This window comes from Exiguobacterium sp. 17-1 (assembly GCF_023096305.1).
GTDB classification, from domain to species: domain Bacteria; phylum Bacillota; class Bacilli; order Exiguobacteriales; family Exiguobacteriaceae; genus Exiguobacterium_A; species Exiguobacterium_A sibiricum_A.
Genome location: NZ_JALIGJ010000001.1, coordinates 1076332 through 1102105, shown reverse-complemented (window position 1 = coordinate 1102105; position 25774 = coordinate 1076332). Strand labels below are relative to the sequence as shown.

The window sequence follows — 25774 nt, the reverse complement described above, 5'->3', positions numbered from 1 at the left end:
GTATTTCCCCCTTAAAAGTAACTTACAGACTGAATCTTACGTGACGACTGTGAAGGAAACATATAGTTGAGGTGAAGAAGTTTTTAGAATCGATGACAGACTTGTAATCAAACGAATCACCAGCTTATCTGAAGAGACGAAAAGAGGCGTTCTCCCTGTCGTAGGAAGAACGCCTCTTTATCAAATCGACTTATGCTTCAAAAATCAATGATTCAGGATCTTCGAGCAAATCTTTGATGTGCTTCAAGAACGTCACGGCTTCTTTCCCGTCAACGATCCGGTGATCATATGAAAGCGCGACATACATCATCGGACGATTGGCCATCCGTTCTGCATCAATCGCAACGGGACGAAGGTTGATTGCATGCATCCCGAGAATCGCGACCTGTGGTCCGTTCAGGATCGGTGTCGACATCAATGAACCAAACGTTCCGCCGTTTGTAATCGTAAATGTTCCACCTGTCAAATCAGATAGTCCGAGTTTATTATCCCGCGCTTTGACCGCAAGATTGATGATGTCTTTTTCGATTTCACCAAAATTCTTTTTATCGGCGTCACGAACGACAGGTACAACCAGACCGTCTGGTGCGGAAACCGCAATTCCGATATCGTAGAATTTCTTAAGGACGATTTCGTCCCCTTGAATTTCGGCATTCAAATATGGCATCTTTTTCAAAGCGGCGACAGCTGCCTTCGTGAAGAACGACATGAAACCGAGTTTAACTTCATTGTCCTTAACGAATTTTTCTTGACGGCGTTTCCTTAACGACATAACGGCAGACATATCAATTTCATTGAACGTCGTTAACATGGCTGCTGTTTGTTGCACTTCCACTAAACGGTTCGCAATCGTTTTACGGCGACGCGACATTTTAATCCGTTCTTCCGGTTTCCCCGGAGCAGCAGGCGGTGCTGTTTTCGGTGCCGGAGCTTGTGGTGCTTTTGCCTGTTCGCGTGGTGCGACTTCAAATGTCGCGACGTCCTGCACGCGAATGCGACCGAGTGGATCTTGTGTCGCCACCTGTGCTAAATCAATTCCTTTTTCACGTGCCATTTTCCGGGCAGCAGGTGAAGCGATTGGACGATCGGCGCGTGACGTAGCTTCTGTTGCTGCGACGGCTGCCGGTTGTTCCTTTTTCGGTTCTTGTGCAACAGGTGCTTCTTTCTGTTCAGGTGCCGGAGCTGCTTCTGTCGGTTGTGTCACTTCTCCACCTGCTGTAATGATCGCAATCGTTTCTCCGACGCGGACTGTATCACCTTCAGCAGCCATTACTTCAGACAGGATTCCGGCTTCGTCTGACGGTACTTCGATGTTGACTTTATCTGTCTCCAGTTCGACGATGGCATCCCCTTTTTCTACCTGATCGCCTGGTTGTTTTAACCATGATGCGACTGTACCTTCTGTAATCGATTCTGCAAGTTCTGGCACTTTGATTTCCATGTTAATTCGTCCCCCTAAGACTTTTCGTGTTTGACCCCACTTGATTTTAGATTAGACATTTGTTTCGGAAGTAGCCGACGTGCTTGGTTGATCGACTGTCGTTCGTGTCAAGGCTTCTGTTAGAATCCGCGCTTGTTCGACTTTGTGGCCAGTCGGATCACCTTCCGCCGTACTCGAACGTCGACGACGACCGATGTAACGAACAGTTGTAATCCCATTGATGGCAACCGATTCAAGACGTGGTTCGATGTATGTCCAAGCGCCCATGTTTTTCGGTTCTTCCTGAACCCAGACAAATTCACTGACGTTCGGATAACGTTCGAGCAAAGCATTTAACTGCTTAGCCGGGAACGGATAGATTTCTTCAATCCGGACGATGTGTAACCAGTTGAAATCATCGTCTGATTTCGAGACAGCTTCTGCTAAGTCAATCGCGACCTTACCGCTACAGAAGACGATCCGTTCAACTTGTTCCGGTGATTGTCCCAGTCCGTTTTGTTCGACGATTCGTTTGAATGAACCGTCTGTCAGTTCGGATAAATCAGAGGTTGCGAGTGGATGACGGAGTAAGCTTTTCGGCGTCATGACGACAAGCGGACGTACTTCTTCTTTTCCAAGAATCGCGGCTTGACGGCGAAGCAGATGGAAATACTGGGCTGCACTTGAGACATTAGCAACCGTCCAGTTCTTCTCACCTGACAGTGTCAAGAAACGTTCGAGACGGGCACTGGAATGCTCCGGTCCTTGTCCTTCATAACCATGCGGTAACAGCATGACAAGTCCAGATGTCTGTCCCCATTTGGCACGGCTTGCCGAGATGAACTGATCAAAGATGACTTGACCGGAATTCGCAAAGTCACCGTACTGCGCTTCCCATAAAACAAGTGTTTCCGGTGCAAAGACGTTATAGCCGTATTCGAATCCGAGAACACCCGCTTCTGATAACGGACTGTTGTAAACGGCAAACGATGCTGTTGCTGAAGTCAAGCTGTGCATCGGTGAAAACGATTTGCCTGTCTTCACATCATTCAGATTGATGTTTCGCTGTGCAAACGTCCCCCGCTCCGAATCTTGACCACTGAGTCGAATCGGCGTGCCATCGGAAAGAATCGAAGCAAATGCCAATGTTTCCGCATGACCCCAGTCGATGCCGTTTTTCGTCGTCAACGCATCGGTCCGGCGTTTCAACACTTTTTCAAGTTTATGGAAAACACTGAATCCGCTTGGCCATTCGAGCAACTGTTCGTTGTAAGCCGTCAATTTTTCAACTGCGACACCGGTTTCGACGTGAGGAACGCCCTTGAAGACGACATCCGGCATGACTCCACCGTACTCTTTTTCGACATTCGGGACCTTCTCACGAGCCGCTTTCATCATGTCATTGATGTCCGTTTCAATTGTCGTGACATCTTCTTTTGAGACATCCCCTTGTTCAACCAGTTGTTTCGCATATAAGACACGTGCTGAATCATGCTTATGGATTAAATCATAGAGTACAGGGTTGGTATTCATCGGCTCGTCCATCTCGTTATGTCCGAAACGACGGTATCCGATCAAATCAATCAAGACGTCTTTGTTGAATGTCGCCCGGTATTCGCTGGCAAGCAATGCTACGGCTAAACAACTTTCCGGCTCATCTGCATTGACGTGGAAAATCGGAATTTCATACCCTTTCGCCAAATCACTTGAATAACGGGTCGACCGGGAATCCGTCGGTTCCGTCGTAAAGCCGATCGTATTATTGGCAATGATATGAATCGTTCCGCCTGTGTTATATCCTTTCAAATTCGTCAGGTTCAACGTTTCAGCGACGATTCCTTGCCCCGGGAAGGCGGCATCTCCATGAATGAGGATGGCAGCGGCTTTTCCCTGTTCCTGAAGCGGTGCCCCTTTTTGCGAACGGTCATCTTGCGCTGCCCGTGTGAATCCTTCAACGACAGGATCGACGAACTCGAGGTGAGACGGGTTGTTGGCAAGCGTCATCCGGACGTTACTCGATTGTTGCTCCATTTTCCGGTTCAACCCTAAATGATATTTCACGTCCCCTGTCCAACCATATGTGATCCCGATCGAACCTTCCGAAGGAACCAAGTCATGGTTTGGCGCGTGTTGGAATTCTGCAAAAATCATTTCATACGGTTTGCCTAAAACGTGCGCTAAGACATTTAATCGTCCCCGATGCGCCATTCCGATGTTAATCGTTTCCGACCCATTCGCAATCAGATGTCCAACGATTGTATCGAGCAATGGGACCATCGCATCGAGTCCTTCAATCGAGAACCGTTTCTGTCCGACATACGTCTTATGGAGATATTTTTCAAATAATTCCGTCTCAGCTAATCTTTTAAAGAGCTGCTTTTTTTGTTCAATTGATAAACGTGCCGTCAACGCACCTTGTTCAATTTTTTGGCGTAACCATTTCTTTTCTTCCAAATCGTCGACATGTTGGAATTCAACAGCCGCAGCCCCTGTGTACTGGGCTTTTAAATGCTCGATCCCTTCGTAGGCATCCGACAGATGTCCCGGTGGCTCCGGACAAACGAGCGTGACCGGCATGCCGCGTAAATCGGCTTCTGTCAATCCGAACTGACGAAGTTCGAGCAATTCCGTTTCCCGCGGATGATCTTTCAGCGGATAGATGTCAGCCGCAAGGTGACCTTTCGCTCGAATTTGATCCGCTAAGCGACTCGCTGACAAATACTTTTCGAAATCTCCCGTTTCGATCGGTTGCTGAGTCACTGATTCTGCGACCGGAGCACCATTTTGTTCGAAATAGGCCCGTGTTTCTTCATCAACAGAAGAAGCATCTTCTAAAAAGCGTTCATACAATTCAATGATGTATCCAAGGTTTGGTCCATAAAATGTTTCCTGTTCCCGGCTTGCCATGTACGGTTCCCCCCGTTTCATTCATTTCACCCTTTGTACAAAAAATCTGTACTTTTCCAGCTCTCTACCTGTTAGCGCTTTCAAATCGTATGACATAAAAATTCGGTAATTGTCATGTTCCTTCCAGTGCGAACACAACTCTTAACGAAGGCCTGTATGTCAAAAGTGTTTGCCTTAGTTATTATATTACTACTTCTTTTAGGTTAGTGCGTTTCGAATTCCCAATTTCTCAGTCATAAATGTATAAGTTTTTCTTATGACTGTACCCTGTGTTCTTTATGATTGAAACATCTCTAGGCGAAAACTGATGTTTTCATTAAAAAAGAGCAGGAATGACCTCCCTGAAGGTCATTCCTGCTCGATTTCATAAATTACAGGACTTTACTTAAAAAAGACTGGGTCCGTTCGTGTTGTGGAGCATCAAACAATAAACTCGGGATGTTTTCTTCGACGATGAAACCACCGTCCATGAAAAGTACCCGGTCACCAACTTCACGGGCAAATCCCATCTCGTGCGTGACGACAATCATCGTCATTCCTTCAAGTGCCAATTGCTTCATGACGGCAAGAACATCTCCGACCATCTCTGGATCAAGCGCAGAGGTCGGCTCGTCGAACAACATAATTTTTGGATTCATGGCAAGAGCACGGGCAATGGCGACCCGTTGTTTTTGACCACCGGACAGTTCACCCGGATAATTGTCCGCTTTTTCGCGCAATCCGACTTTATCCAGCAATTCAAAAGCCCGCTGTTTTGCTTGATTTTTATCTGTTTTCCGGACCTTCATCGGTGCAAGCGTCACGTTCTCGAGCACCGTCTTATGCGGAAACAAGTTGAAGTGCTGAAACACCATCCCGACTTCTTCCCGTACTTTATTGATATCGACTTTCGGATCCGTGATGTCGTGTGTATCGACGATCACGGTCCCTCCTGTAATATCTTCGAGTCGGTTTAAACAGCGGAGAAATGTACTTTTCCCGGATCCTGAAGGACCGATGACACATACCACTTCTTTTTCTTGAATCTCAACCGAAATATCCTTTAACACTTCGTTTGAACCAAATGACTTTTTCAATTGTTTAACTTCAATGATACTCATCGCAGTGTAAACCTCCGTTCCAAGAATTTCCCTAACAATGAAAGGAGATAGATGACGACGAAGTACATCAGACCGACAACCGTCCAAACGATGAACGGCTCAAACGTCGTCGCCTGTTGCACTTGTCCCTGTTGCGTCAAATCCGCAATCCCGATGATCGAGAGTAACGATGTATCTTTTAAGCTGATGATCGATTGATTTGTAATCGTTGGCAACATTCGGCGGAATGCTTGCGGCAAAATGATTTGCGTCATTGTTTGACGTCCCGTCATCCCGAGTGATCGCGAAGCTTCGGTTTGACCTTTATCAATCGATTGAATCCCTGCCCGGATAATTTCAGCGAAATAGGCTCCGGCGTTGATCGCAACGGTCAGAATTCCGGCATACATCCGGTCCATGGACAACCACTCGAGTGAATTGAGTCCAAAATAAATAAAGAACAATTGGACAATAAACGGGGTTCCCCGAATAACATCAATGTAGACGATGGCAATACCGTTTAAAATCTTTAGTGGTGATAAACGCATCAATGCGACGATCAAGCCGATTAAAAATCCGACGATGACCGCGATGATAAAGATATAAAGGGTAATCTGTAACCCTTCGAGGAAAAACGGAAACGCCGTTTTTGCGACTTCCATCAGTGACTCAACTCCCTTGTCATTCGTTCAAATGGCTTATTTCAAATACGTATCGACGATCTTATCGTACTCGCCGCTTTCTTTCAGGTTAGCCAATCCTTTGTTGATTTTTTTCATCAGCTCTTCGTTTTCACCTTTTAAGACGGCGATTCCGTAATTATCACCATTCAAACGGTCTCCGACGAGCTTCAGACCAAGATTTTGTTGTTTGTTCGCATACGAGATGACCGGATAATCTTCAATCAATGCCGCAGCATTTCCGTTTTTGACTTCTTGGAACATCGCTGGACTGTCATTGAATTGCGTAACTGTGATACCGAGTTTATCTGCATTGTCCGTCGCATATTTTGCACCTGTCGTTCCCTTTTTGACAGCTACTTTCTGTCCTTTCAAATCATCGACCGATTTAATTTTATTGTTGTCATCTTTGACGACTAAAATCAATCCGGCTTTGAAGTAAGGATCTGAGAACGTCACGACTTTTTTCCGTTCCGGTGTGATACTCATACCGGCAATTGCAACATCCAACTGGTTCGCTTGAAGAGCTGGAATGATTCCGCTGAAGTCCATTGCTTCAAACTTGATTTTAAACCCTTGATCCTTTGCAATGGCTTTGATGAGATCGATATCGATTCCCTTGTATGTGTCCCCGTCTTTATATTCAAACGGTGGATACGTGACATCGATTCCGACCTTGTACGTCTTGTCCTTCGAGACCTCATCTTGTGATCCGATACTGCACGCACTCAATACCATTAAACAGCTGAGCAGTAAAAATAAAACCGATAAATGCTTTTTCATGTTGTTACTCCTCTCTTGAAGACAAATGCCTTCTCCCTTGTAATTTCCTTAAAATCTTTTCCTTAACACATATTTTATCAGAAAAATTCAAATTTTACGAACAAACTTGTTAAGGTCATGAATCAAAAGTTTTTTTCACAAAAAAATAAGAGCACCCTTCTAGCGAAGAGTACTCCTATTTTCACTTACAAATGCCGCCGAGAGGACTTGAACCTCCACGGTGTTGCCACCACTAGATTCTGAGTCTAGCGCGTCTACCAGTTCCGCCACGACGACTTCTATTTATGTTATTAGAATACTAAATAGCGGTTTTCATGTCAACGGTTTCATGCATTTTTTTTACACGCGTTCCATCGGTTCGCCTAAAATCCGCCGGACAAATTTTTCGACGACCGCATCATATGTGTCCGGATCTTCGAAATACGCCATCGCATGGGCGGCATTCGGAATGACGACCAATTCTTTTTCTGTCGGGCAGGCTTGATACAATTCATAGACCATCGAAGTTGGAACGAACGTATCCGCACCGCCGTGTAAAAACAGAATCGGAACTGTCGCCCGCTTCACTTGTTTGAGTGCAGAAGCTTCACTAAAAAAATAACCTGCTTTCATTTTCGTCAAAATGCTGGTCATCGTCAAAAATGGAAAATGTGGCAGACGATACATCCGTTTCATTTGATAGGCAAGGACCGCATTGACCGACGTATAGGCACAATCAGAGATAATTCCTTTGATTTGCGGGGGTAAAACTTCACCACTTGTCATCAGAACGGTCGCGCCCCCCATCGAGACACCATGTAAGAAAATCGCACTTTCTTGTCCAAGACGGGCCACCAGGTACTCGGTCCACCGAAGACAATCCTCCCGGTCATGCCAACCAAACCCAATGTAATTCCCGTCACTTTTTCCATGTCCGCGGTTGTCCGGCATCATGACGTGGAAACCGGCTTGATGATACAGATATGCAAATCCGGCTAAGTCTGTTCCGACTCCACCGTATCCATGCACTAAAATGACGACACGGTCGGATGGAACAAGCGGCGGTAAGTAATGCCCGCGCAACGTTAATCCATCATGCGCCTTTACTTCAATCAGCTCCAGCGGCTGTTCTTTGATCCATGTTTGACCGGGTTGCATCAGGCGGACCATCTCGTCGCTTAGATCACGGTTATTGGATAAAAAGGGTTTTGGGTTGGTCGCAATTGCCATTTCATAAAAATAATAACTCGCCGCGAGCATTCCTGAACCGATTACGCCTAAGCCGATTTTTGTTCGTGTTCGCATTGCTTCCCACTCCTCATCTGCTCTTATAGATCAATTTGTAATTGTGCCGAAGACTCGGCATCTTCTTCTTGTAAAATTTGTTGCCGCAGACGATGTTCGTGTTGGGCCTTTCGGTAAGCAAATTCCTGAACTAATTCTTGTCCCGTGAAGCCTTCATCGACGATGTCCGACAGCAAATCCGTTTCCGTCGTTACCATTTCTAGCGGATTGCGGATAATCAACACCTGACCGACTTGGGCCAGCATCAGTTCATCTTTTAACTGTAACGCATCATAAAATGGTTCGGGTAAGGTCATCCGACGTGTTTCCGGATTGATGTGCACCCGTTTATACGCTGCTAACGATTGAAACTTCCGACTCGCCATATTTGTCCTCCTCTTCTAGATTAATCAAACGTCATGTCTAATCTAGAATCTTTTCCTTGAATCGTGATGGTTGCTGATGCTCCATTGACGAGTGTCATTTGCGGCGGCTGGTGTCCGATATCTAGATCATAAAACACCGGAATGTCCAACAGTCTTTTAAACGTCTCATAGACATCTAGGATCGAATATTCCTCAACCGTCCGTCCGGCTGCCGTTCGTCCAAACACGATTCCAGATGACTGCGCGAACCAGCCGGCGAGATACATCTGCATCAATGAACGGTGAACGTCGGTAGCACTTGCTTCCGATACTTCGAAGTACCACAGAATCGGTTCTTCGTTCATCTGGTTTACCTGAAACGTGGCCACGTCTCCATACGGTGTCCCGACGAGATGACGAATTGTCTCAAGACATCCGCCAAGCAACCGCCCGGATGCTTGTTTTTGTGTCGGATCCAGTGTTTTCCACTCTGTCGTCGCATCGAGATGATACATATAACGGTCCGGTCGTTCTGAATGGTTCCATTTGGTTTGATACAGATCAGATGTCCACTGTGTGACGGTCCCTCCGGCAGGCGTTGCCAGCACTCGCCGCCAGGCTGTCGTCGTTTCATCCCATTCTTCGCTACGCATGTCAACAAAATTCGGTCCATGGGCTGTCGCGATGCCCGTCTTGACTGTGATGGCAAACAGGACCGTACTAATATCCGAATAGCCAAGCAACCATTTTACCGGGATTCGTCCGAAATCCAAAAACGGTAATACATCAATCGCCCGTTCCCCTCCAAAAGGTGGAAGGATTGCATCGATTTCCGGGTTTTGCAGCATCTCATTCAATTCATCCGCTCGTGTTTGAGCTGGAGCACTTTCCGCCTGATGTTGCGTCCGAACCGTTTGTCCGACCGTAACTGCCATTTGTCGATCCTGCAGACGCAACGTTGCTTCTTCGAGCATTGCATGTAAGTTTTCCGGTACTCCGGAAGACGGGGCCGTCACACCGATTGTTTGACCGGTCCAGCCTAAAAAGGGATAGCGCATGATTGTTTCCTCCTGACGATGTTGGATTTTTCAGTTCATCGATGCCACCAATCGGCTGAGTTGTTCGACTTTCCGGGTAAACGGTTCGATTGGAACGATCCGGGATTCCCGATGTAGTTCTTTTCCTTGAACAAAAAACAACAAAGAAGGCGCAGTAAATACAGAAAATTCTCCGACAATTTCCGGGACGGTACTCAAGTCGACATGGCCAGACCGAAATTCGGGATGATTTGCTATAATCGGTTCAATTTGCGGAAACAGCGAGGCACAAACGCCACACCCCGGACTGGAAATATAAATGAAACTCGCCGATTGTTGAAGATAAAAGTCCCTTACGTCTTCAATTGACGTCAACTCTTGAAAGGTTGTCATATTTCACCCTCCTCTTTTTTGTAAAATATCTTTCAATTATAACGTGACGCCGCCTATAAATAAAACGTGACCTCTCTTTCGGCTTGTTACGACAGAAAAAAACACCTTCAGCTCGAATGTTTAAGGGTGATTCCTTAAACATTCGAGCGAGGTGCTATTTACTGATTCATGAGTTGGTTGATGCCGCGAGTTCTGCATATTCTTCAGTCGTGAAAGCGCGAGAACGTGTCAAAAATCGTTTTCCCTCGACACCTTCTAAAGAAAACATTCCGCCTCGACCATTGACGACATCAATGATCAGTTGTGTATGTTTCCAATATTCATACTGATCCTCATGAATATAAAACGGACAACCACCGATTGTACCAATCAATAAATCTTGATCGCCTAAAAATAAATCGCCTTCCGCAAAACACATCGGGGAGCTGCCGTCGCAACATCCACCCGATTGATGAAACATCAACGGTCCGTGTTTTGCTTTCAGCTGTTCAATCAACTCCAAGCCGGCATCGGTCGCAAGTACACGTTCGACCATGTCGCCACATCCTTTCTTCGATTAGAAGAAACCAAGTTTATCCGGGCTGTAACTAACGAGAAGGTTTTTTGTCCGTTGGTAATGGTTGAGCATCATTTTATGGTTTTCACGACCGATTCCTGACATTTTGTAACCGCCGAATGCTGCGTGTGCCGGATACTGGTGGTAACAGTTTGTCCAGACCCGTCCTGCTTCAATCGCCCGTCCGAAACGGTATGCCCGGTTCATATCACGCGTCCAGACCCCTGCACCTAAGCCGTACAGTGTGTCATTTGCAATTTGCAGTGCTTCTTCTTCTGTTTTAAACGTCGTGACCGATAGGACAGGACCAAAAATCTCTTCTTGGAAAATTCGCATTTTGTTGTGTCCTTTGAAAATTGTCGGCTGGATATAATAACCATCCGCCAAATCACCGTCAAGGTGATTACGTTCGCCGCCAATCAGACATTCTGCCCCTTCGGATTTCCCGATTTCAAGATACGATAAGATTTTTTCCATTTGTTCACTAGACGCCTGGGCACCCATCATGACGTCACCATCCAGCGGATTTCCGAGTTTGATGGCTTTGACGCGGTCGAGTACACGTTCCATGAATGGCTCGTAAATCGATTCTTCAATCAAGGCACGTGAAGGACACGTACAAACTTCCCCTTGGTTCAAGGCAAACATCAACAATCCTTCAATTGCTTTATCGAAAAAGGCATCATCGGCATCCATGATGTCGGCAAAGAAGATATTCGGTGATTTCCCGCCGAGCTCGAGTGTAACCGGGATGATATTTTGAGATGCATACTGCATGATGAGCCGTCCTGTCGTCGTCTCACCCGTGAAGGCAATTTTAGCGATCCGCTTGCTCGAGGCGAGCGGTTTTCCGGCTTCGAGTCCAAAACCGTTGACGATATTCAACACACCCGGAGGTAATAAATCTTCAATCAGCTCTGTCAGCAACAAAATACTCGCTGGTGTTTGTTCTGCCGGTTTCAAGACGACACAGTTTCCTGCCGCAAGGGCCGGTGCCAGTTTCCAGACAGCCATCAGAATCGGGAAGTTCCACGGGATGATTTGACCGACGACGCCAAGCGGCTCATGGAAATGATAGGCGACCGTATCGTTGTCGAGTTCCCCGATTGATCCTTCTTGCGCCCGGATGACACCTGCAAAGTATCGGAAATGATCAATAGCGAGCGGAAGATCGGCATTCAGCGTCTCGCGTACGGCTTTACCGTTTTCGAGTGTTTCCGCATAAGCGAGCATCTCCAGATTCTCTTCCATTCGATTCGCAATCTTGTTTAAGATGTTCGACCGTTCTGCAACCGATGTCTTACCCCAGGCGTCTTTAGCCGCATGCGCCGCGTCGAGTGCCAATTCAATATCTTCTTTCCCGGAACGAGCAACTTGACACAGCACTTTCCCGGTAATCGGTGTTACGTTTTCAAAATATTCTCCTCCGACCGGTGCCGTCCACTTTCCGTTAATGAAATTTTCATAACGATCCTTGTACTGTACCTTTGACCCTTGCGTGTTTGGAATCTCATAAATCATCTGATTGTTCCTCCCTCAAATAAAATGGTCAATCGACGAGAAGCTACCTCATGTATCCGCTTTCATTTTACTCCTATCGAAATCTCTTCTCGTTCCTATCGTACCAAATGTTTAGAAAAAGTCAAAATTTTCCGATATTTTTATTTGGAATTTATTACAGTAAAAAACACGTCATCCTGAATTGGATGGACGTGTTGATGATTTGACTTAGCGCGTCGGATCAATGCCGTCTTCTTTGTCTGAAGGTGTGTCCGAGTTTCCGAATTCACCGACTTTACTGAATCCATCGGTTGCACCGTCGATATCTTTGCCGGTTGCCGTGACGGACGGATCGAGAACCGCTTCTTCGCTCGGACGGGACATCGGATCGTTTCCGACCTTTTCTTCTTCTTTTTTTGCATCTTCAATGCATAACAACGTTTCTGGAATGATGTCGAGACGTTCGATTTCAATATCTTTTCCACATACTTTACATACACCGTACGTTCCATCTTCAATTGCTTTTAACGCTAAATCGACGTCTGATAACATTTCTTCCTGCATATCCGTCATTGCTTGATCACGTTCACGCAAAAACAGTTCGTCTCCTGAGTCGCCTGGGTGGTTATCGTAGCTCGACAGTTCACCCGTATCATAATCTACTTCACGATTTTCGATGTTCGTCTCCGTTTTATTTTTTTCTTTCAACAAACGTGTTTTAAATGTCTCAATTTGCTTTTCTGATAACATATCCTTCATCTCCAATTCTTTAGCTTCAGTTTCTTCTCTAAAGGATTTAACCGAAATGAAACCATGTTAAACGTCAAAGACTGTCTTAAGAACATTTATAAGAACGGATCGAACCGTGTAAATCACAGATGACCGTCATGAATTCTTGACCGTCCTTAAAGCAAATTTGGTGGCTTCTACCGTTTTTAGAAGTCGTAATGTCATCAATCCACAACCGTGTAGCGTCAGCAGACGATAACATCGCCACTTTATCACGAATTAAAAACAAATCAAACGGTAACAGATTCAAGGACTGGATGACTAAACCATACTTCCGGAACAGCGGATCTAGTTGGTAATGCGATAGACTGTATAAACTCTTCTCCATCCCACCGATCAACAATTGAATTGAATGGCATGGTTCCCGGCTGTCAATCCGTTCTTTTTGTAAAATGATTTGACCGTTGACACCAGACCCATCGAAGATGCGCTGCATTTTTTCTTGATCGACACGGAGAGCTCCCGGTTTGACATGCAAGACCAAATGAGCAAATTCGGCATAATCCGGTTTTCCGATTTCGAGCGCTTGAATATGTCTCACTTCTTCTCGTTCAATCAATTCAATCAGTCCGCGTTCCATTGTTTCCGACACATCCCCCTCAGAAGAAAGACGGACATCGATGACGTATTGGTCGACGACCGTGTTGACTTCGAGCGTATACATCAACAAGTGTTGATTCTGTTCCTGTTCAAGTCTCAGACGATTTAACAGCAATTGATGAAGCAGTTCAACCGGTGTATGTGAAGAAAACTGACTGGTATAAATCAAGTGTTTGGCTGTTAAAGAATGATTGGATTTTAATCGTGTGCCTTTTGCCATATATACGTTCACTTTGTAATTTTGCATAATTCCACCTTCTCTTAACTAAGAATCGGATCGGAGAATAGTTCCGTTTCTATAGCGTACATCGCAAAAACCACAAAAAATATTCGATAACGAATATTCTAAATCTGTTATACACAAAGCTGCTGATTTATGTTAAAGATTTGGAAATTTCAACAGTAGGCGGAGGTTTATAATGCTTCCGCAGAATTCTCATGTCCTCATACAAGAAAAAACCAGTCTCCGTAAAAACGGGACTGGTTGAAGTCGAACTCGATCATGCAATCGAATCACTCATCGGATGCATCTGTTCATATTGACTGACAATCAATTGACTGAGACGTTCTTCCGCTTCCAGACCAAGATAGGTTGTGACCGTCTGTCGAATTCCATGTTCTTCAATAAAAGTATTTAATTCAGAAGATTCCGAATCATTTGGATCAGAATAGGTTAAGGCGGCTGCAATCCCTTGGGCTAACCCATTCGCTTCGATACCGCGGTCCATTAATTCACGAGCCGGTTTGACCAGGCGGTCGCGTGGTCCGAGTTTACGGATCGGCGAACGGGCAACCCGGACGATTTCATCATGAATCCGAGGATTTTCAAATCGTTTAATGTTTTTCTGGATATATGCACTGTGATCTTTTGGATCAAAGCCGTATTTTTCAAGCAACAGCCAGCCGGTCTCGTATAAAGCAGTCTGTACGCCGCGTCGGACACGGACGTCCTGCAGACTTTCGGCAATCGTCTCTTTTCCAAATAAAGCACCTAGGTATGAAGCGATTGCGTGGCCGGTGTTGACGGTGAATAACTTTCGTTCGATGAACGGTATGATGTCCGTGACGTATGTTACCCCTTCGAACACCGGATAACTGTCCGGTAATGCCTTCGTCTCAATGACCCATTCGAAAAACGGTTCGACTTCGACATATAACGGATCGTCATGGTGTTGTAACGGAACGATCCGGTCGACGGCGGCATTCGGGAAAAAGACGTTGCTCGGTATCATATCGAGATGGTGCATCACTTCTTGCTGCAAATGACTGGATCCCTCAATCATGTTTTCACAAGCGATGACATATACATTTTTCATTGTCCCCCGCCGTTTGATTCCCTCAGCCAGTAACGGAGCGATTTTCGCTAGCAACGTCGGCCCGACTGCTGTCGTTACAACATCTGCTGTGGCAATCGCTTCAATCACCCGCTCGGCTTCGGTCTGACTATTCAGGGCGGTCACGTTTGATACCTCTTCTACCGCCGCATCTTCTGCCGCATAGCCAACCGTATACGCCCGGCGTGACTTTAACGCTTCGACGACTTCGGCGTTGACGTCAATGAAACAGACATCATAACCCGATTTAACCAGTTGTAAGCCAATGAATCCCCGACCAATGTTTCCTGCTCCAAAATGAATCGCTTTCATGCCTTACACCTCCACAGACAGCAATTGAATCATTTCTTCGGCCGTCTCCGCTTCGACCAACCGTTCGACATTGTCTTCGTCCGAACAGATGATGGCAATGTGCGAAAGCAGTTCAAGGTGTTCGTCGCCGATACCCGCGATACCGATAATCAGCTTCGCCTGTTCTGTTCCGAACGACACACCGTTCGGAACTTGCAGAATCGATAATCCCGTTTTCAGGACTTCTTCTTTTGCCTCTTCCGTGCCATGCGGAATTGCGACATGGTTTCCGATATAAACCGTCGACAACCGGTGCCGGGTTTTCATCGATTCGATATAGTTCGGACGGACGTAGCCGTGATTAACAAGTAACGCTCCAGCTGCTTCAATCGCTTCCTCATCTGTACTAAAATGTTGATTTAGTAAAACCATCTCTTTTTCTAGTTTCATCGCTGTTGCCATCATTCATCCACTCCTGTCTATTTTTTTAAGAAATTTTATTTCGTGCAGTTTCGATTTCGTGAACCAGTTGATCATAGTAACCCGCATTCAAGAAGTTTTCGACGGAACGGTGTTCGGCTTGCGGCACTTGTTCCTTCGCCCGTTGCGTCAAATCCTGGTGCGTGATGATGAACTCGGCATCTTTCGGAAGTTGACTGATTGACGTGTTCGTCACTTTGATCGGCAGTCCGGCTTTATTGATTTTGTTACGTAAGACGGATGCGCCCATCGCACTCGATCCCATTCCGGCATCGCAGGCAAAAATGATGTGTTCGACTTCTGCTAACGAAGTGGCCGATTCAGCAGAGACGAGCGAGGAAGCAATTGAATTCTTGCCTTTCATCGCGCTGACATTAGCCGTCGCTTCTTCAAGTGATGTTTCTTTTGCTTTGCTTGTTTTCAGTAAGACTGCTGATACGACGAATGTCACCGATGCGGAAATTAGGATTCCGGCAACGAGTCCGATATATGAACCGCGGGATGCCATCGCGAGGACCGCAATGATGCTACCCGGTGAAGCAGGTGCGACAAGACCGACATCAAATAAGACGAATGTTAGGATACCGCTCATTCCTCCGGCAATCATCGCGAGCAGGAGGACGGGTTTCATCAATACATACGGGAAGTAAATTTCATGAATCCCGCCGATGAATTGGATGAATGCTGCCCCTGGAGCCGTCTTTTTCGCTGCTCCGGAACCGAAGACCGAATATGCAAGTAACAAACCGAGACCAGGACCTGGATTGGCTTCGAGTAAAAACAGAACCGATTTTCCGGCTTCACTGACTTGATCCAACCCGAGCGGACTTAAAATCCCGTGGTTGATTGCATTGTTCAGGAACAAGATTTTAGCCGGTTCAATGAACAGACTGGCGAGCGGTAACAGGTGTGCACTGACAATGGCTCCGACTGCCGCTGCCATGATATCGTCCAGTCCTGTCATCAGTGGTCCGAACAGTTTAAATCCGCCGATCATCAACAAACCGCCGATAATCCCGACCGAGAAGTTGTTGACGAGCATCTCAAGACCCGGTTTGATTTTCCCTTCAATCAGCTGATCAAATTTCTTAATCGTAAATCCACCAAGTGGTCCCATGACCATTGCGCCAAGGAACATCGGGATTTCGGTTCCGACGATGACGCCCATCGTCGCCAGTGCCCCGACGACTCCTCCCCGGACATCATGCATCAATTTCCCGCCGGTAAATCCAATCAGCAGCGGTAACAGATACGTGATCGTCGGACCGACTAATTCTGCCAGACTTTTATTCGGTGCCCACCCGGTTGGAATGAATAACGCCGTAATGATTCCCCAGGCGATGAATGCGCCGATGTTTGGCATGACCATCCCGCTGAGGAAACTTCCGAACCGTTGAACCTGGACACGCAATCCGCGCTTTCCTGCTTGTGTTGTTGTCATTGGTGTACCCTCCATTTCGTTTGCATCGTATGATAAGTGCTTTGCTATGCCCTTATTGTATGCGCTTTGGAAACGCTTACTCAATCTTTCCTAGTTCACGTTTTGGCAGCCTTCTTGGACAAGACTAAAAGAACCATCCGTATCAACGAATGGTTCTTCCGATTTGCGGTCACAATGAAAAATCAATCGTTTGCTCGACTGTCTCCAATTCTCTTTCAATGACTTTCCGGAACGTCCGGTTCAAGACCTGCTCGAGTTGATGGACATCCCCGTACTCGAATTGGTGGGTTTGCGCATCATTTTCAATAATGGCGCCACTAATCGAACTCAGTAGTTGCAACAGCTGATCCGTCGCTTCTTCCGGTGCTGCCAGAACTAAAATCCGTTCGACCGGTTGAATCGCTTGATCCATCCCGAGCAGCTCAACCGGTTGCTCGAGCTCATAGATGAAGAATCCTCCCCGGTGAATGGAATGATCGCGGCCGTGGAACAAGGCCAGTCGTGTTCCTGGAATCCCGAGTCCGGACATTTCATGACGTCGTAACAGTTGCGCCGACAACTGAACGGCCGATGAGGTCACGTTTTTATCGACCAGTCCGTTGCTGATCTCGAGGAGAATTTCTTCTAACCCTTCTGTCTGTGCGGAAATCGTTTCAATGGAAAAGGCGTCACTTAATTGCCTTGCCGTCTTGACCAATTCTTCCAATCGGGACAAATCCAGCCAGCCCGATGACTCCTTACGGGGAGCGGATTGAAAGGATTTAGGTAAGGAAACGAGCAATTTCCGGATTCGATCAACCTCTTCCTTTGGCAGTAAGGGATTCACGAGCAGATGCGGTTGACTAATATCCGGTAACGGCACCGTCGATAAAACGAAATCGTAATCCTTCAACTGGAGACGGCCGATTCCAAAGAGGGACGAACTTTCGACTTGCTCCAGTTCAGTAAATTCTTGCCGTAACCGGTTCATCAATAATTTAGATGACCCCAGTCCCGCCGAACAGACGACAAGAACACGATAGGGCGTTTTCGGTAACGGTTTACTTAAAACGGCACCAAAATGCATCACCCAGAACGCTAAGTCATAATCCGCAAACGTTTGATCGTTGAAGACGAATTCAGCCGCTTGTTTGACAGCATCAAACAAACGAGGATACTCCCGTTCGATTTGTTTGATGACATAGGACGGGTTAACGATGTTTTGTTTCGTATATGACATGATGTGGCTGACTAAACCGTGTTCGAGTGCCTGGTCTTCCATAAATGCTTCTCCATACAATAAAGAGACTTGTTCGATGAGTCGTTTGACACGTAATCGAATGACCAACTCTTCGCTGGTCTCCAGCTGATCTTGTTGAAAATTCCGTAATTCCTCAGAAATCCACTGCCGCTCGGCAATCGATAAGGCATACGGCAACCGTCGTTGAAGCGTATCGACATGATGCAGGACTTCGAGCGGATAAGCTTTCAGTTCATAGACCATCGGAAACTGGTCCATCCGGATTGCTTGAACCGCTAAACTCAGCGCCGCCCGCATCAGAAGGCGATCACTGATATCCTGTTGTTTCGTCAAAGGAGCAATGACGGCATACGATTGATTAATCGCCTCAATCCACTCCCTCTGTTGGGTATGAAGTAAATGAGGCAGTTGATCGATATGCCCCTGAAGAAAGCGATAAAAGGACAAAACATCCCATTGGGTGAAAATCAACGATACCATCAGCCGTCGTTTGCTGATTTCTTCACCGATGACTTCCGCTCCTAATCCTTTTTTACGTTTTAACTCCAGCGCATACTGACAAAACCATTCATCAATCCGTTCCAAATCTTGACTGATGGTACTCGGAGCGATGTACATGGCATGTGCCAAAGCCTGCAGTTTGATCATTCCTTGCTCTTGTAAGAGGCGATATGCGAGTTCAACCTGCCGATCTTCCGCCGAAGGTAACTGGCGATGCGATAACAGTAACGCTTCACGAAGTTCCCGCTTATGCCCCTCATCGCCACTCAACTGTAAGCCCCGTCCCCGGACGTAAATCATTTCTAGTCGGAACGGCGCTACTGTTTGTCCGAGCCGCTCACGTTCCCGTTGAATCGTTCGTTCCGAGGTTTCGAGTGCCTCTGCGATTTCCTGAATTTGAACCGGTTCTGATTTCGTCAGTAAATAAAATAAGATTTCCCGCTCACGGGCCGTAAAATCAGTCACTTTGCATCAACTCGTTTCTAATGGTGTCAATTAAATCATCATAGGACGCCGCTGCCAACAGATGATCGACGGCAAATACCCGACACGCGGAATCCAGTTGGAGATGGGATACGATTTGTCGGGGTCCGATTAAAAAATTGGTACCCCTCGGAATTTCTTTCGCCCGGCACGTCTCGACAGTCACGTGCAGCCGTTCTTTTTGTAATCGATCCCGTAAGACTTTTGCCCCCATGACACTGCTGACCAACCCTGATTCGCAGACAAAAATAATATTGATTGCATCCATCCTGATCACTCCTCCTCTTTCATCCTAGCTGAAAGCGCTTCTAAATGGGTAGAAGATAAACCGGTTTATCGATTTTCTTTTTTTTAGATTGTCCAACATTCATGACAAACCAAAAAACGTTCGAATCTCCCTGAGAGGAGTCTCGAACGTTTTTTGATTTTTAGTACCGTTTAACCGGTTTGCTGGTGCAAGGTCAAGAGATGTTGCTCAACTTTTTCAGCGACTTCCCGTCCTTCCCGGATGGCCCAAACAATCAAGGACTGACCACGCCGGGCATCGCCGGCAGCAAATACACCCGGTCGGTCAGTCGCGTACGACTGCGTTTTTATCTTGCCGTTTCGTGTCTCAACCGGTAAGTGCCGTAACACATCCTGCTCGACGCCGCTGAACCCGATTGCAATCAACATCGTATCGACCGGATAATATTTTTCGGTGCCGGGAAGCTTCTGAAACTCAATCTGTCCGTCGGCATGGCGGATTTTTTCATTATGAATCGTCCAAACGCCGGTTAATCGTCCGACTTCATCCGTCGTGTAACGCTCAATCGCAATCAAGTATTCTCGTGGATCACGGCCGAATTGAACAAGCGCTTCCTCATAACCATAATCGAGGCTGTACAGATTCGGTGTATCCGGCCACATGTTGTCCGGTGTCCGTTCCGAACCCGGCATCTCGTGTTTCCCGAACTGGACGACGGATCGACAGCCTTGCCGCAGTGCCGTCGCCACACAGTCCGCTCCCGTGTCACCGCCTCCGATGACGAGGACATCTTTTCCTCGTGTATCATGCAGGTCGATTAACGATTGTCCTGTCAGAAGTTGCCGCGTCGCGCTCGTCAAATAATCCATTGCGTATCCGACACCTTGACTCGGCGCGTCTTGTATTTTTCGTGGTTCGGTTGCGCCGACACAGAGGATGACGGCATCGTAATCGGCTTCCAGCTGATCCAGTGATAGATCAAGACCGATGTTGACACCGGTTTTGAACGTGATCCCTTCCGTCTCAAGCAGGAGGACACGACGGGCGACAATCTCTTTCGAGAGTTTCATCGCCGGAATCCCGTATGTCAATAATCCGCCAATTTGATCTTCGCGTTCAAACACCGTCACGTGATGCCCCGCTTGGTTCAATTGATCGGCTGCCGCTAAGCCGGCCGGCCCTGAACCGACAATTGCAATCCGGTGTTGACTTCTGACCGACGGAATACGTGGTTGGACCCATCCTTTTTCAAAACCGATATCGATGATGGTCCGTTCGATGTGCTTGATTGTGACGGCAGGTTCGTTGATGGAAAGCGTACACGATCCTTCACAAGGCGCGGGACAGACCCGGCCTGTGAATTCCGGAAAGTTATTTGTCTCTTGGAGCCGCTGAAGAGCTTCATGGAAATTCCCTTGTTCGACGAGTACATTCCACTCGGGAATTAAGTTGTAGACCGGACAACCGATTTTGACTTGTCCATATGTCTCACCAACATGGCAAAACGGTGTCCCGCAATCCATACAACGGCTGGCCTGCTCCGACGCTTCCGCTTCAGAAAAACGTTCTTTGTACTCATTAAAATCTCCGACTCGTTCCCTGCTGTCACGTTCCTTGCCTGCCTGGCGAGGAACGTTCATGAATTGATCCCGTCTCTTCATTTTTTCCCTCCTGTTCCGCGTCCGATATGCGTCTCGAATGCCAGCAACATCGCTTCTTCCGTATTGTGTCCCTGTTGCGCGTAGCCTGCCATCAAAGTCGTCACAGCTTGGTAGGTCGTCGGAATGACACGAATGAACGAGCTGAGGACATGATCCCAGTTTGCCAGGATGGCATGACCTTGTTCACTGTTCGTCCGCGCGACATGCCGTTCAATGAATGTTTTTAACCGCGTTGCCTCTTCCGGATCAGAAACGGCTCCCGTCACGACGAGTTCCCGATTGATCCGGGCCTTAAAACGTGTGACGTCTTTTGGTAAGACATACGCGACACCACCTGACATTCCGGCTGCAAAATTCAGTCCGACATCGCCCAGGATGACGACACTTCCGCCCGTCATATACTCGAGACCATGGTTTCCAATCCCTTCAACGACTGCCGTTGCCCCGCTGTTCCGGACAGCAAATCGTTCCCCCGCTTGACCATTGACGTAAAGTTCGCCGCTTGTCGCCCCGTACAGTGCGACATTTCCGATGATGACCTGATCCGAAGAGACAAAACTCGATTTTGCTTGCGGACGAACGGCGATGACACCCCCTGATAATCCCTTGCCGACATAGTCGTTGGCATCTCCTGACACATTCAATGTCATGCCGCGTGGAATATACGCCCCAAGACTTTGACCGGCAGAACCTGTCAGATTCAGTGTCAGACGATCCGTCGGAAGACCCATCGCTCCGTAGAGTCGCGTCAAGCGTGATCCGGTGTTCGTCCCAATTGCCCGGTCCGTGTTCGTAACCGGGAAGCTGAAGGTTTGTTGTTCCACGAAGGATTGATCCGTGATGACAGTTTCCAGTTCACGTCCGTCAAAGGAAGCCGAGACGTGATGCTCTTGGAACTGCCGGTTTTCTGCTGAATATCCCGGCATGACGAACAAACGGGATAAATCGAGACTGGATGCCTTCCAATGTGTCTTTAACCGGTCCGATGTTTGTAACAGATCCGTCCGACCAACTAAATCGGCTAAACGTCTCACACCGAGTTGTGCTAAATATTCACGGACTTCTTCGGCGACAAATTCCATGAAATGTACGACATGATCCGCCGATCCTGTAAATTTCTCACGCAATTTCGGATCTTGTGTCGCAACACCGACCGGACACGTATCGAGGTGGCAGGCCCGCATCATGATGCAGCCGACGGCAATTAATGGTGCCGTGGCAAAGCCGTATTCATTGGCACCGAGCATCGCAGCGATGATGACATCGCGTCCCGTCAATAACTTTCCGTCCGTTTCCAGAACGACACGGTCCCGTAATCCGTTTAAGGCCAACGTCTGGTGCGTTTCGGCCAAGCCCAGTTCCCATGGTAAACCCGTATGTTGGATACTGGTCTTCGGTGAAGCGCCGGTCCCGCCATCGTGACCGCTGATGACGATGACATCGGCCAACCCTTTGGCGACGCCGGCAGCAATCGTTCCGACACCGCCTTTTGCGACCAGTTTGACACTGATCCGCGCCCGATCATTCGCGCGTTTCAAGTCATGAATCAACTGCGCCAAATCCTCGATTGAGTAAATATCATGGTGAGGCGGAGGTGAAATTAATCCGACACCCGGTGTCGAGGCACGGACACGGGCAATCCACGGATACACCTTTTCTCCCGGCAGCTGCCCGCCCTCTCCGGGCTTCGCTCCTTGCGCAACCTTGATTTGCAGTTCGTCGGCATGGACGAGGTAATCACTCGTGACACCGAATCGTCCTGACGCAATCTGTTTGATCCGGCTCATCCGGGAGTCACCGTTTTCATCCAAATGATACCGGTCCTCTTCTTCGCCGCCTTCACCGCTGTTGCTTTTCCCGCCGAGCCGGTTCATCGCAATCGCTAATGTCTCGTGCGCCTCTTTGGATAGTGAACCGTAAGACATGGCACCCGTCTTGAAATATTTGACGATTTCACTTACAGGTTCCACTTCTTCAAGTGGAATCGGTGCCGTTTCCCGGAAAGACATCAGATGACGCAAAAACGTCGCCGGTTCTTCCTGGATCCGGGATGAATACATTTTGAACAAGTCATACCGGCCGGTCCGGCACGCATGTTGTAACAAATGAATCGTCGCCGGATTGAACGCATGATGTTCTCCGTCGTGCCGATAGCGGAAGACACTGCCGGACTCGAGGCGTGTCCGTTTGATTCCCTCTTCGTGTTGACGAAGAGCTTCTTGTTCAATCAATGGTAGGGTCAAACCGTCGAGTTGCGAAACGGTTCCGGTGAAGTAACGGTCGATGACCTGTTCGGAAATACCAACAGCCTCAAAAATTTGTGCACCCCGGTAACTGAATACCGTCGAAATGCCCATTTTGGACATGACTTTGACCACACCCTCCGTCACCGCGGACCGGTATCGCTCCGTATAGTCCGGCATTGTTTCGGCAATTGCATCCTGTAACGTCGCGTAGACAAGATAAGGATGAATGGCATCTGCTCCGTATCCGACCAAGGCAGCAAAATGATGGACTTCCCGGACTTCGCCACCTTCGATGATCAAACTGACTTTCGTTCGTAGACCTTCCCGAATCAAATGATGATGAACGGCACTCGTAGCGAGAAGAATCGGCATCGGGACAGCACCTGGCCGGACATTCCGGTCGGAAAGAATCAACAGTTCACAGCCACCCCGGACAGCATGGACAGCCTGCTCGAGTAACGCCTCGAGTGCTTCCTCGAGCGGACCGTCAAATACCGTCGAAAGCGTCTTATGAACGAGTTTCGTCTGCTTTAAAGCCGCTGCTTCCGTTGGCGTGAGAACCGGTGATGCGAGACGAATCCGGCGGCAATTTTGCCGGTTCGGTGTCAGCAATTCCCCTTGCTGACCGAGCCATGTCATCGTCGAAGTGACGATTTGTTCCCGCAACGCATCAATCGGCGGATTCGTCACCTGTGCGAATAATTGTTTAAAATACCGGAACAGTGATTGCGGCCGTTCACTTAGGACAGCAAGCGGGATATCCGTTCCCATCGCACCTAACGGGTCTTTTTTTTCTTCCACCAACGGAATCAAATATTGATCGATGTCTTCCCGTGTGTAACCAAATAATCGTTGTAACGTTCCGAGATTCGATGCCTCTTCCGTATTAACGTCCGTCGGTAAAGAAATCATCTCTTCCGCCAACCACTCGGCATACGGATGACGCATCGCGAGTTCACGCTTGACCTCTTCATCTGAAATCAATTGACCAGATGCAAAATCAAGAAGTAACAATTCTCCCGGAACAAGGCGTTTCTTAAATAAAATATCGTGTTCCGCAATCGGTAGAACACCGGATTCGGAAGATAACATAAAATGACCGTCCCGCATCATCATATACCGAGCAGGTCGCAGACCATTGCGGTCGAGTGTCGCACCAATCTGTTTCCCGTTCGTGAAGACGATCGCTGACGGACCATCCCACGGTTCCATCATGCTGCTGTGGTATTCGTAATAGGCCCGTTTTGCCGGGCGGACTTCTGCATGTTCAAACGGTTCCGGCACGAGCATCAATGCCGTTTCCGCCAACGTCAATCCGGATAGATATAAAAACTCAAACGCATTATCAAGCATCGAGGAATCACTGCCCGATTCGTCCAAAATCGGTAACACATCCTTCGCCCGACGACCGTATGTCGTCTTGGCCAACCCGTTTTCCCGGCTCCGCATCGCCCGAACGTTCCCTTGTAATGTATTGATTTCTCCGTTATGGATTAAATAGCGGTTGGGATGGGCGCGTTTCCAACTCGGAAACGTGTTCGTACTGAATCTCGAGTGGACGATTGCGAAACCGGACTGATACCGTTCATCCTGCAGATCATCGAAATACAAGCCGAGTTGATCCGTCGTTACAAGCCCTTTGTAGACGATCGTCTCGCTTGAGCTGCTTAAGACGTATTGTTCAATGCCGTGTTGCTCCGCCTCTCGCTCAAACAGTCGACGAATCAAGAACAATGTCCGCTCGAACGCTAATCCCTCCACGTTCTTCGCTTCGATAAAACATTGGCGGATGACAGGTTCCGTTTGACGTGCTTTATCTCCGATGACCGTGTTCGTAACCGGGACAGTTCGCCACTCAATCAACCGTTGTCCTTCCGATAAGATGATCGATTCCAAAACACGTTCCAATCGTTGACGTAACCGGTCTTCCCGAGGTAAAAACATCATCATTACCCCGTAGTCCCCACTTTGCGGTAAGTTGATATTTCGTAACGTTTGGCGGAAGAGACGATCCGGTATTTGCGTGAGGATGCCGGCTCCGTCGCCTGTTTTCGCATCACTCCCTTGTCCCCCCCGATGTTCCATCTGACACAACATCTTCAAGGCGTTTTGAACGATTTCATGACTTGCTCGTCCGGTCCGATGAGCATAAACCCCGATTCCACATGCATCGTGTTCCTGTCTCGGATCATAAAGTCCTTGCCGTTGCGGTATTTGATGAAATGACATATTACCACGCTCCTAACCGTTCAAAATTTTCTGTATATTCTGTTAAAATATACTTTACACTTTTTTATGTTTATTCGCTACTATGTATATTTCCAAAATTTAACCACTCCAACTCCTTGATAGACCGTATCATCATGATGATAACGCTTACATATAGATGAATAATTTTTTTGAATAAAATATTTTTCAAGAGACTATTCATTTTTGCGCCAATTCCTTTTTCCGTGGTATTTTTAAATAGAAAGTAAA

Annotated in this window: 20 protein-coding genes and 1 tRNA gene; all 21 read right to left on the bottom strand. The window is 47.5% G+C overall.

The window, feature by feature from the left end; genetic code table 11:
- Positions 1 to 190 precede the first annotated feature (190 nt).
- Positions 191 to 1441, bottom strand: a complete 1251-nt coding sequence (odhB, locus tag MUN34_RS05405; RefSeq protein ID WP_247857013.1) for a 2-oxoglutarate dehydrogenase complex dihydrolipoyllysine-residue succinyltransferase — start codon at positions 1439 to 1441, stop codon at positions 191 to 193.
- Positions 1442 to 1492: 51 nt separating this feature from the next.
- Positions 1493 to 4348: a 2-oxoglutarate dehydrogenase E1 component gene (locus MUN34_RS05400; protein ID WP_247857012.1), complete on the bottom strand. Its 2856-nt coding sequence runs from the start codon at positions 4346 to 4348 to the stop codon at positions 1493 to 1495.
- Positions 4349 to 4698: 350 nt separating this feature from the next.
- Positions 4699 to 5427, bottom strand: a complete 729-nt coding sequence (locus tag MUN34_RS05395) for an amino acid ABC transporter ATP-binding protein (RefSeq protein WP_282104283.1) — start codon at positions 5425 to 5427, stop codon at positions 4699 to 4701.
- Positions 5424 to 6068: an amino acid ABC transporter permease gene (locus MUN34_RS05390; RefSeq protein WP_026828158.1), complete on the bottom strand. Its 645-nt coding sequence runs from the start codon at positions 6066 to 6068 to the stop codon at positions 5424 to 5426. Before MUN34_RS05390 ends, MUN34_RS05395 begins: the two co-directional genes overlap by 4 nt.
- Positions 6069 to 6104: 36 nt before the next feature.
- Positions 6105 to 6824, bottom strand: coding sequence for a transporter substrate-binding domain-containing protein (locus MUN34_RS05385; RefSeq protein ID WP_427374459.1), 720 nt, complete (start codon positions 6822 to 6824; stop codon positions 6105 to 6107).
- Positions 6825 to 7061: 237 nt separating this feature from the next.
- A tRNA-Leu gene (locus MUN34_RS05380) sits at positions 7062 to 7145 on the bottom strand.
- Positions 7146 to 7208: 63 nt separating this feature from the next.
- Entirely contained in the window at positions 7209 to 8153 is a 945-nt protein-coding gene (locus tag MUN34_RS05375) for an alpha/beta hydrolase (protein WP_026828156.1), read from the bottom strand.
- A gap of 23 nt (positions 8154 to 8176) precedes the next feature.
- On the bottom strand, positions 8177 to 8518 hold the full coding sequence (locus MUN34_RS05370) for a hypothetical protein (protein ID WP_026828155.1): 342 nt from the start codon (positions 8516 to 8518) through the stop codon (positions 8177 to 8179).
- A 20-nt stretch (positions 8519 to 8538) separates the two neighbouring features.
- On the bottom strand, positions 8539 to 9555 hold the full coding sequence (locus MUN34_RS05365) for a S66 family peptidase (protein ID WP_247857011.1): 1017 nt from the start codon (positions 9553 to 9555) through the stop codon (positions 8539 to 8541).
- A 30-nt stretch (positions 9556 to 9585) separates the two neighbouring features.
- Positions 9586 to 9927 carry a thioredoxin family protein gene (locus tag MUN34_RS05360; protein WP_247857010.1) on the bottom strand — a complete coding sequence of 114 codons (342 nt, stop codon included), beginning with the start codon at positions 9925 to 9927 and terminating at the stop codon, positions 9586 to 9588.
- Positions 9928 to 10093: 166 nt separating this feature from the next.
- A complete protein-coding gene (locus MUN34_RS05355; RefSeq protein WP_026828152.1) occupies positions 10094 to 10462 on the bottom strand; it encodes a DUF779 domain-containing protein in 369 nt (122 codons plus the stop codon).
- A gap of 21 nt (positions 10463 to 10483) precedes the next feature.
- Entirely contained in the window at positions 10484 to 12004 is a 1521-nt protein-coding gene (gene adh, locus MUN34_RS05350) for an aldehyde dehydrogenase (protein ID WP_026828151.1), read from the bottom strand.
- Positions 12005 to 12211: 207 nt separating this feature from the next.
- Positions 12212 to 12733: a TraR/DksA C4-type zinc finger protein gene (locus tag MUN34_RS05345; protein WP_026828150.1), complete on the bottom strand. Its 522-nt coding sequence runs from the start codon at positions 12731 to 12733 to the stop codon at positions 12212 to 12214.
- 85 nt (positions 12734 to 12818) lie between these two features.
- Complete coding sequence (locus MUN34_RS05340) at positions 12819 to 13619, bottom strand: hypothetical protein (protein ID WP_026828149.1); 801 nt, start codon at positions 13617 to 13619, stop codon at positions 12819 to 12821.
- A 253-nt stretch (positions 13620 to 13872) separates the two neighbouring features.
- Positions 13873 to 15018, bottom strand: a complete 1146-nt coding sequence (locus MUN34_RS05335; RefSeq protein ID WP_247857009.1) for a mannitol-1-phosphate 5-dehydrogenase — start codon at positions 15016 to 15018, stop codon at positions 13873 to 13875.
- Positions 15019 to 15021: 3 nt separating this feature from the next.
- Complete coding sequence (locus MUN34_RS05330; RefSeq protein WP_152538821.1) at positions 15022 to 15459, bottom strand: PTS mannitol transporter subunit IIA; 438 nt, start codon at positions 15457 to 15459, stop codon at positions 15022 to 15024.
- Between the two features lie 25 nt (positions 15460 to 15484).
- Entirely contained in the window at positions 15485 to 16918 is a 1434-nt protein-coding gene (locus MUN34_RS05325; RefSeq protein ID WP_247857008.1) for a PTS mannitol transporter subunit IIBC, read from the bottom strand.
- 169 nt (positions 16919 to 17087) lie between these two features.
- Positions 17088 to 19124: a BglG family transcription antiterminator gene (locus tag MUN34_RS15955; protein WP_247857007.1), complete on the bottom strand. Its 2037-nt coding sequence runs from the start codon at positions 19122 to 19124 to the stop codon at positions 17088 to 17090.
- Positions 19117 to 19410, bottom strand: coding sequence for a PTS sugar transporter subunit IIB (locus MUN34_RS05315; protein WP_026828144.1), 294 nt, complete (start codon positions 19408 to 19410; stop codon positions 19117 to 19119). The genes MUN34_RS15955 and MUN34_RS05315 overlap by 8 nt, the downstream gene beginning before the upstream one ends.
- Positions 19411 to 19580: 170 nt before the next feature.
- Complete coding sequence (locus tag MUN34_RS05310; RefSeq protein WP_026828143.1) at positions 19581 to 21050, bottom strand: glutamate synthase subunit beta; 1470 nt, start codon at positions 21048 to 21050, stop codon at positions 19581 to 19583.
- The gene (gene gltB / locus MUN34_RS05305; protein WP_247857006.1) at positions 21047 to 25525 is read right to left on the bottom strand and encodes a glutamate synthase large subunit; all 4479 of its coding nucleotides are present in this window, start codon (positions 25523 to 25525) and stop codon (positions 21047 to 21049) included. The genes MUN34_RS05310 and gltB overlap by 4 nt, the downstream gene beginning before the upstream one ends.
- Positions 25526 to 25774: the final 249 nt, after the last annotated feature.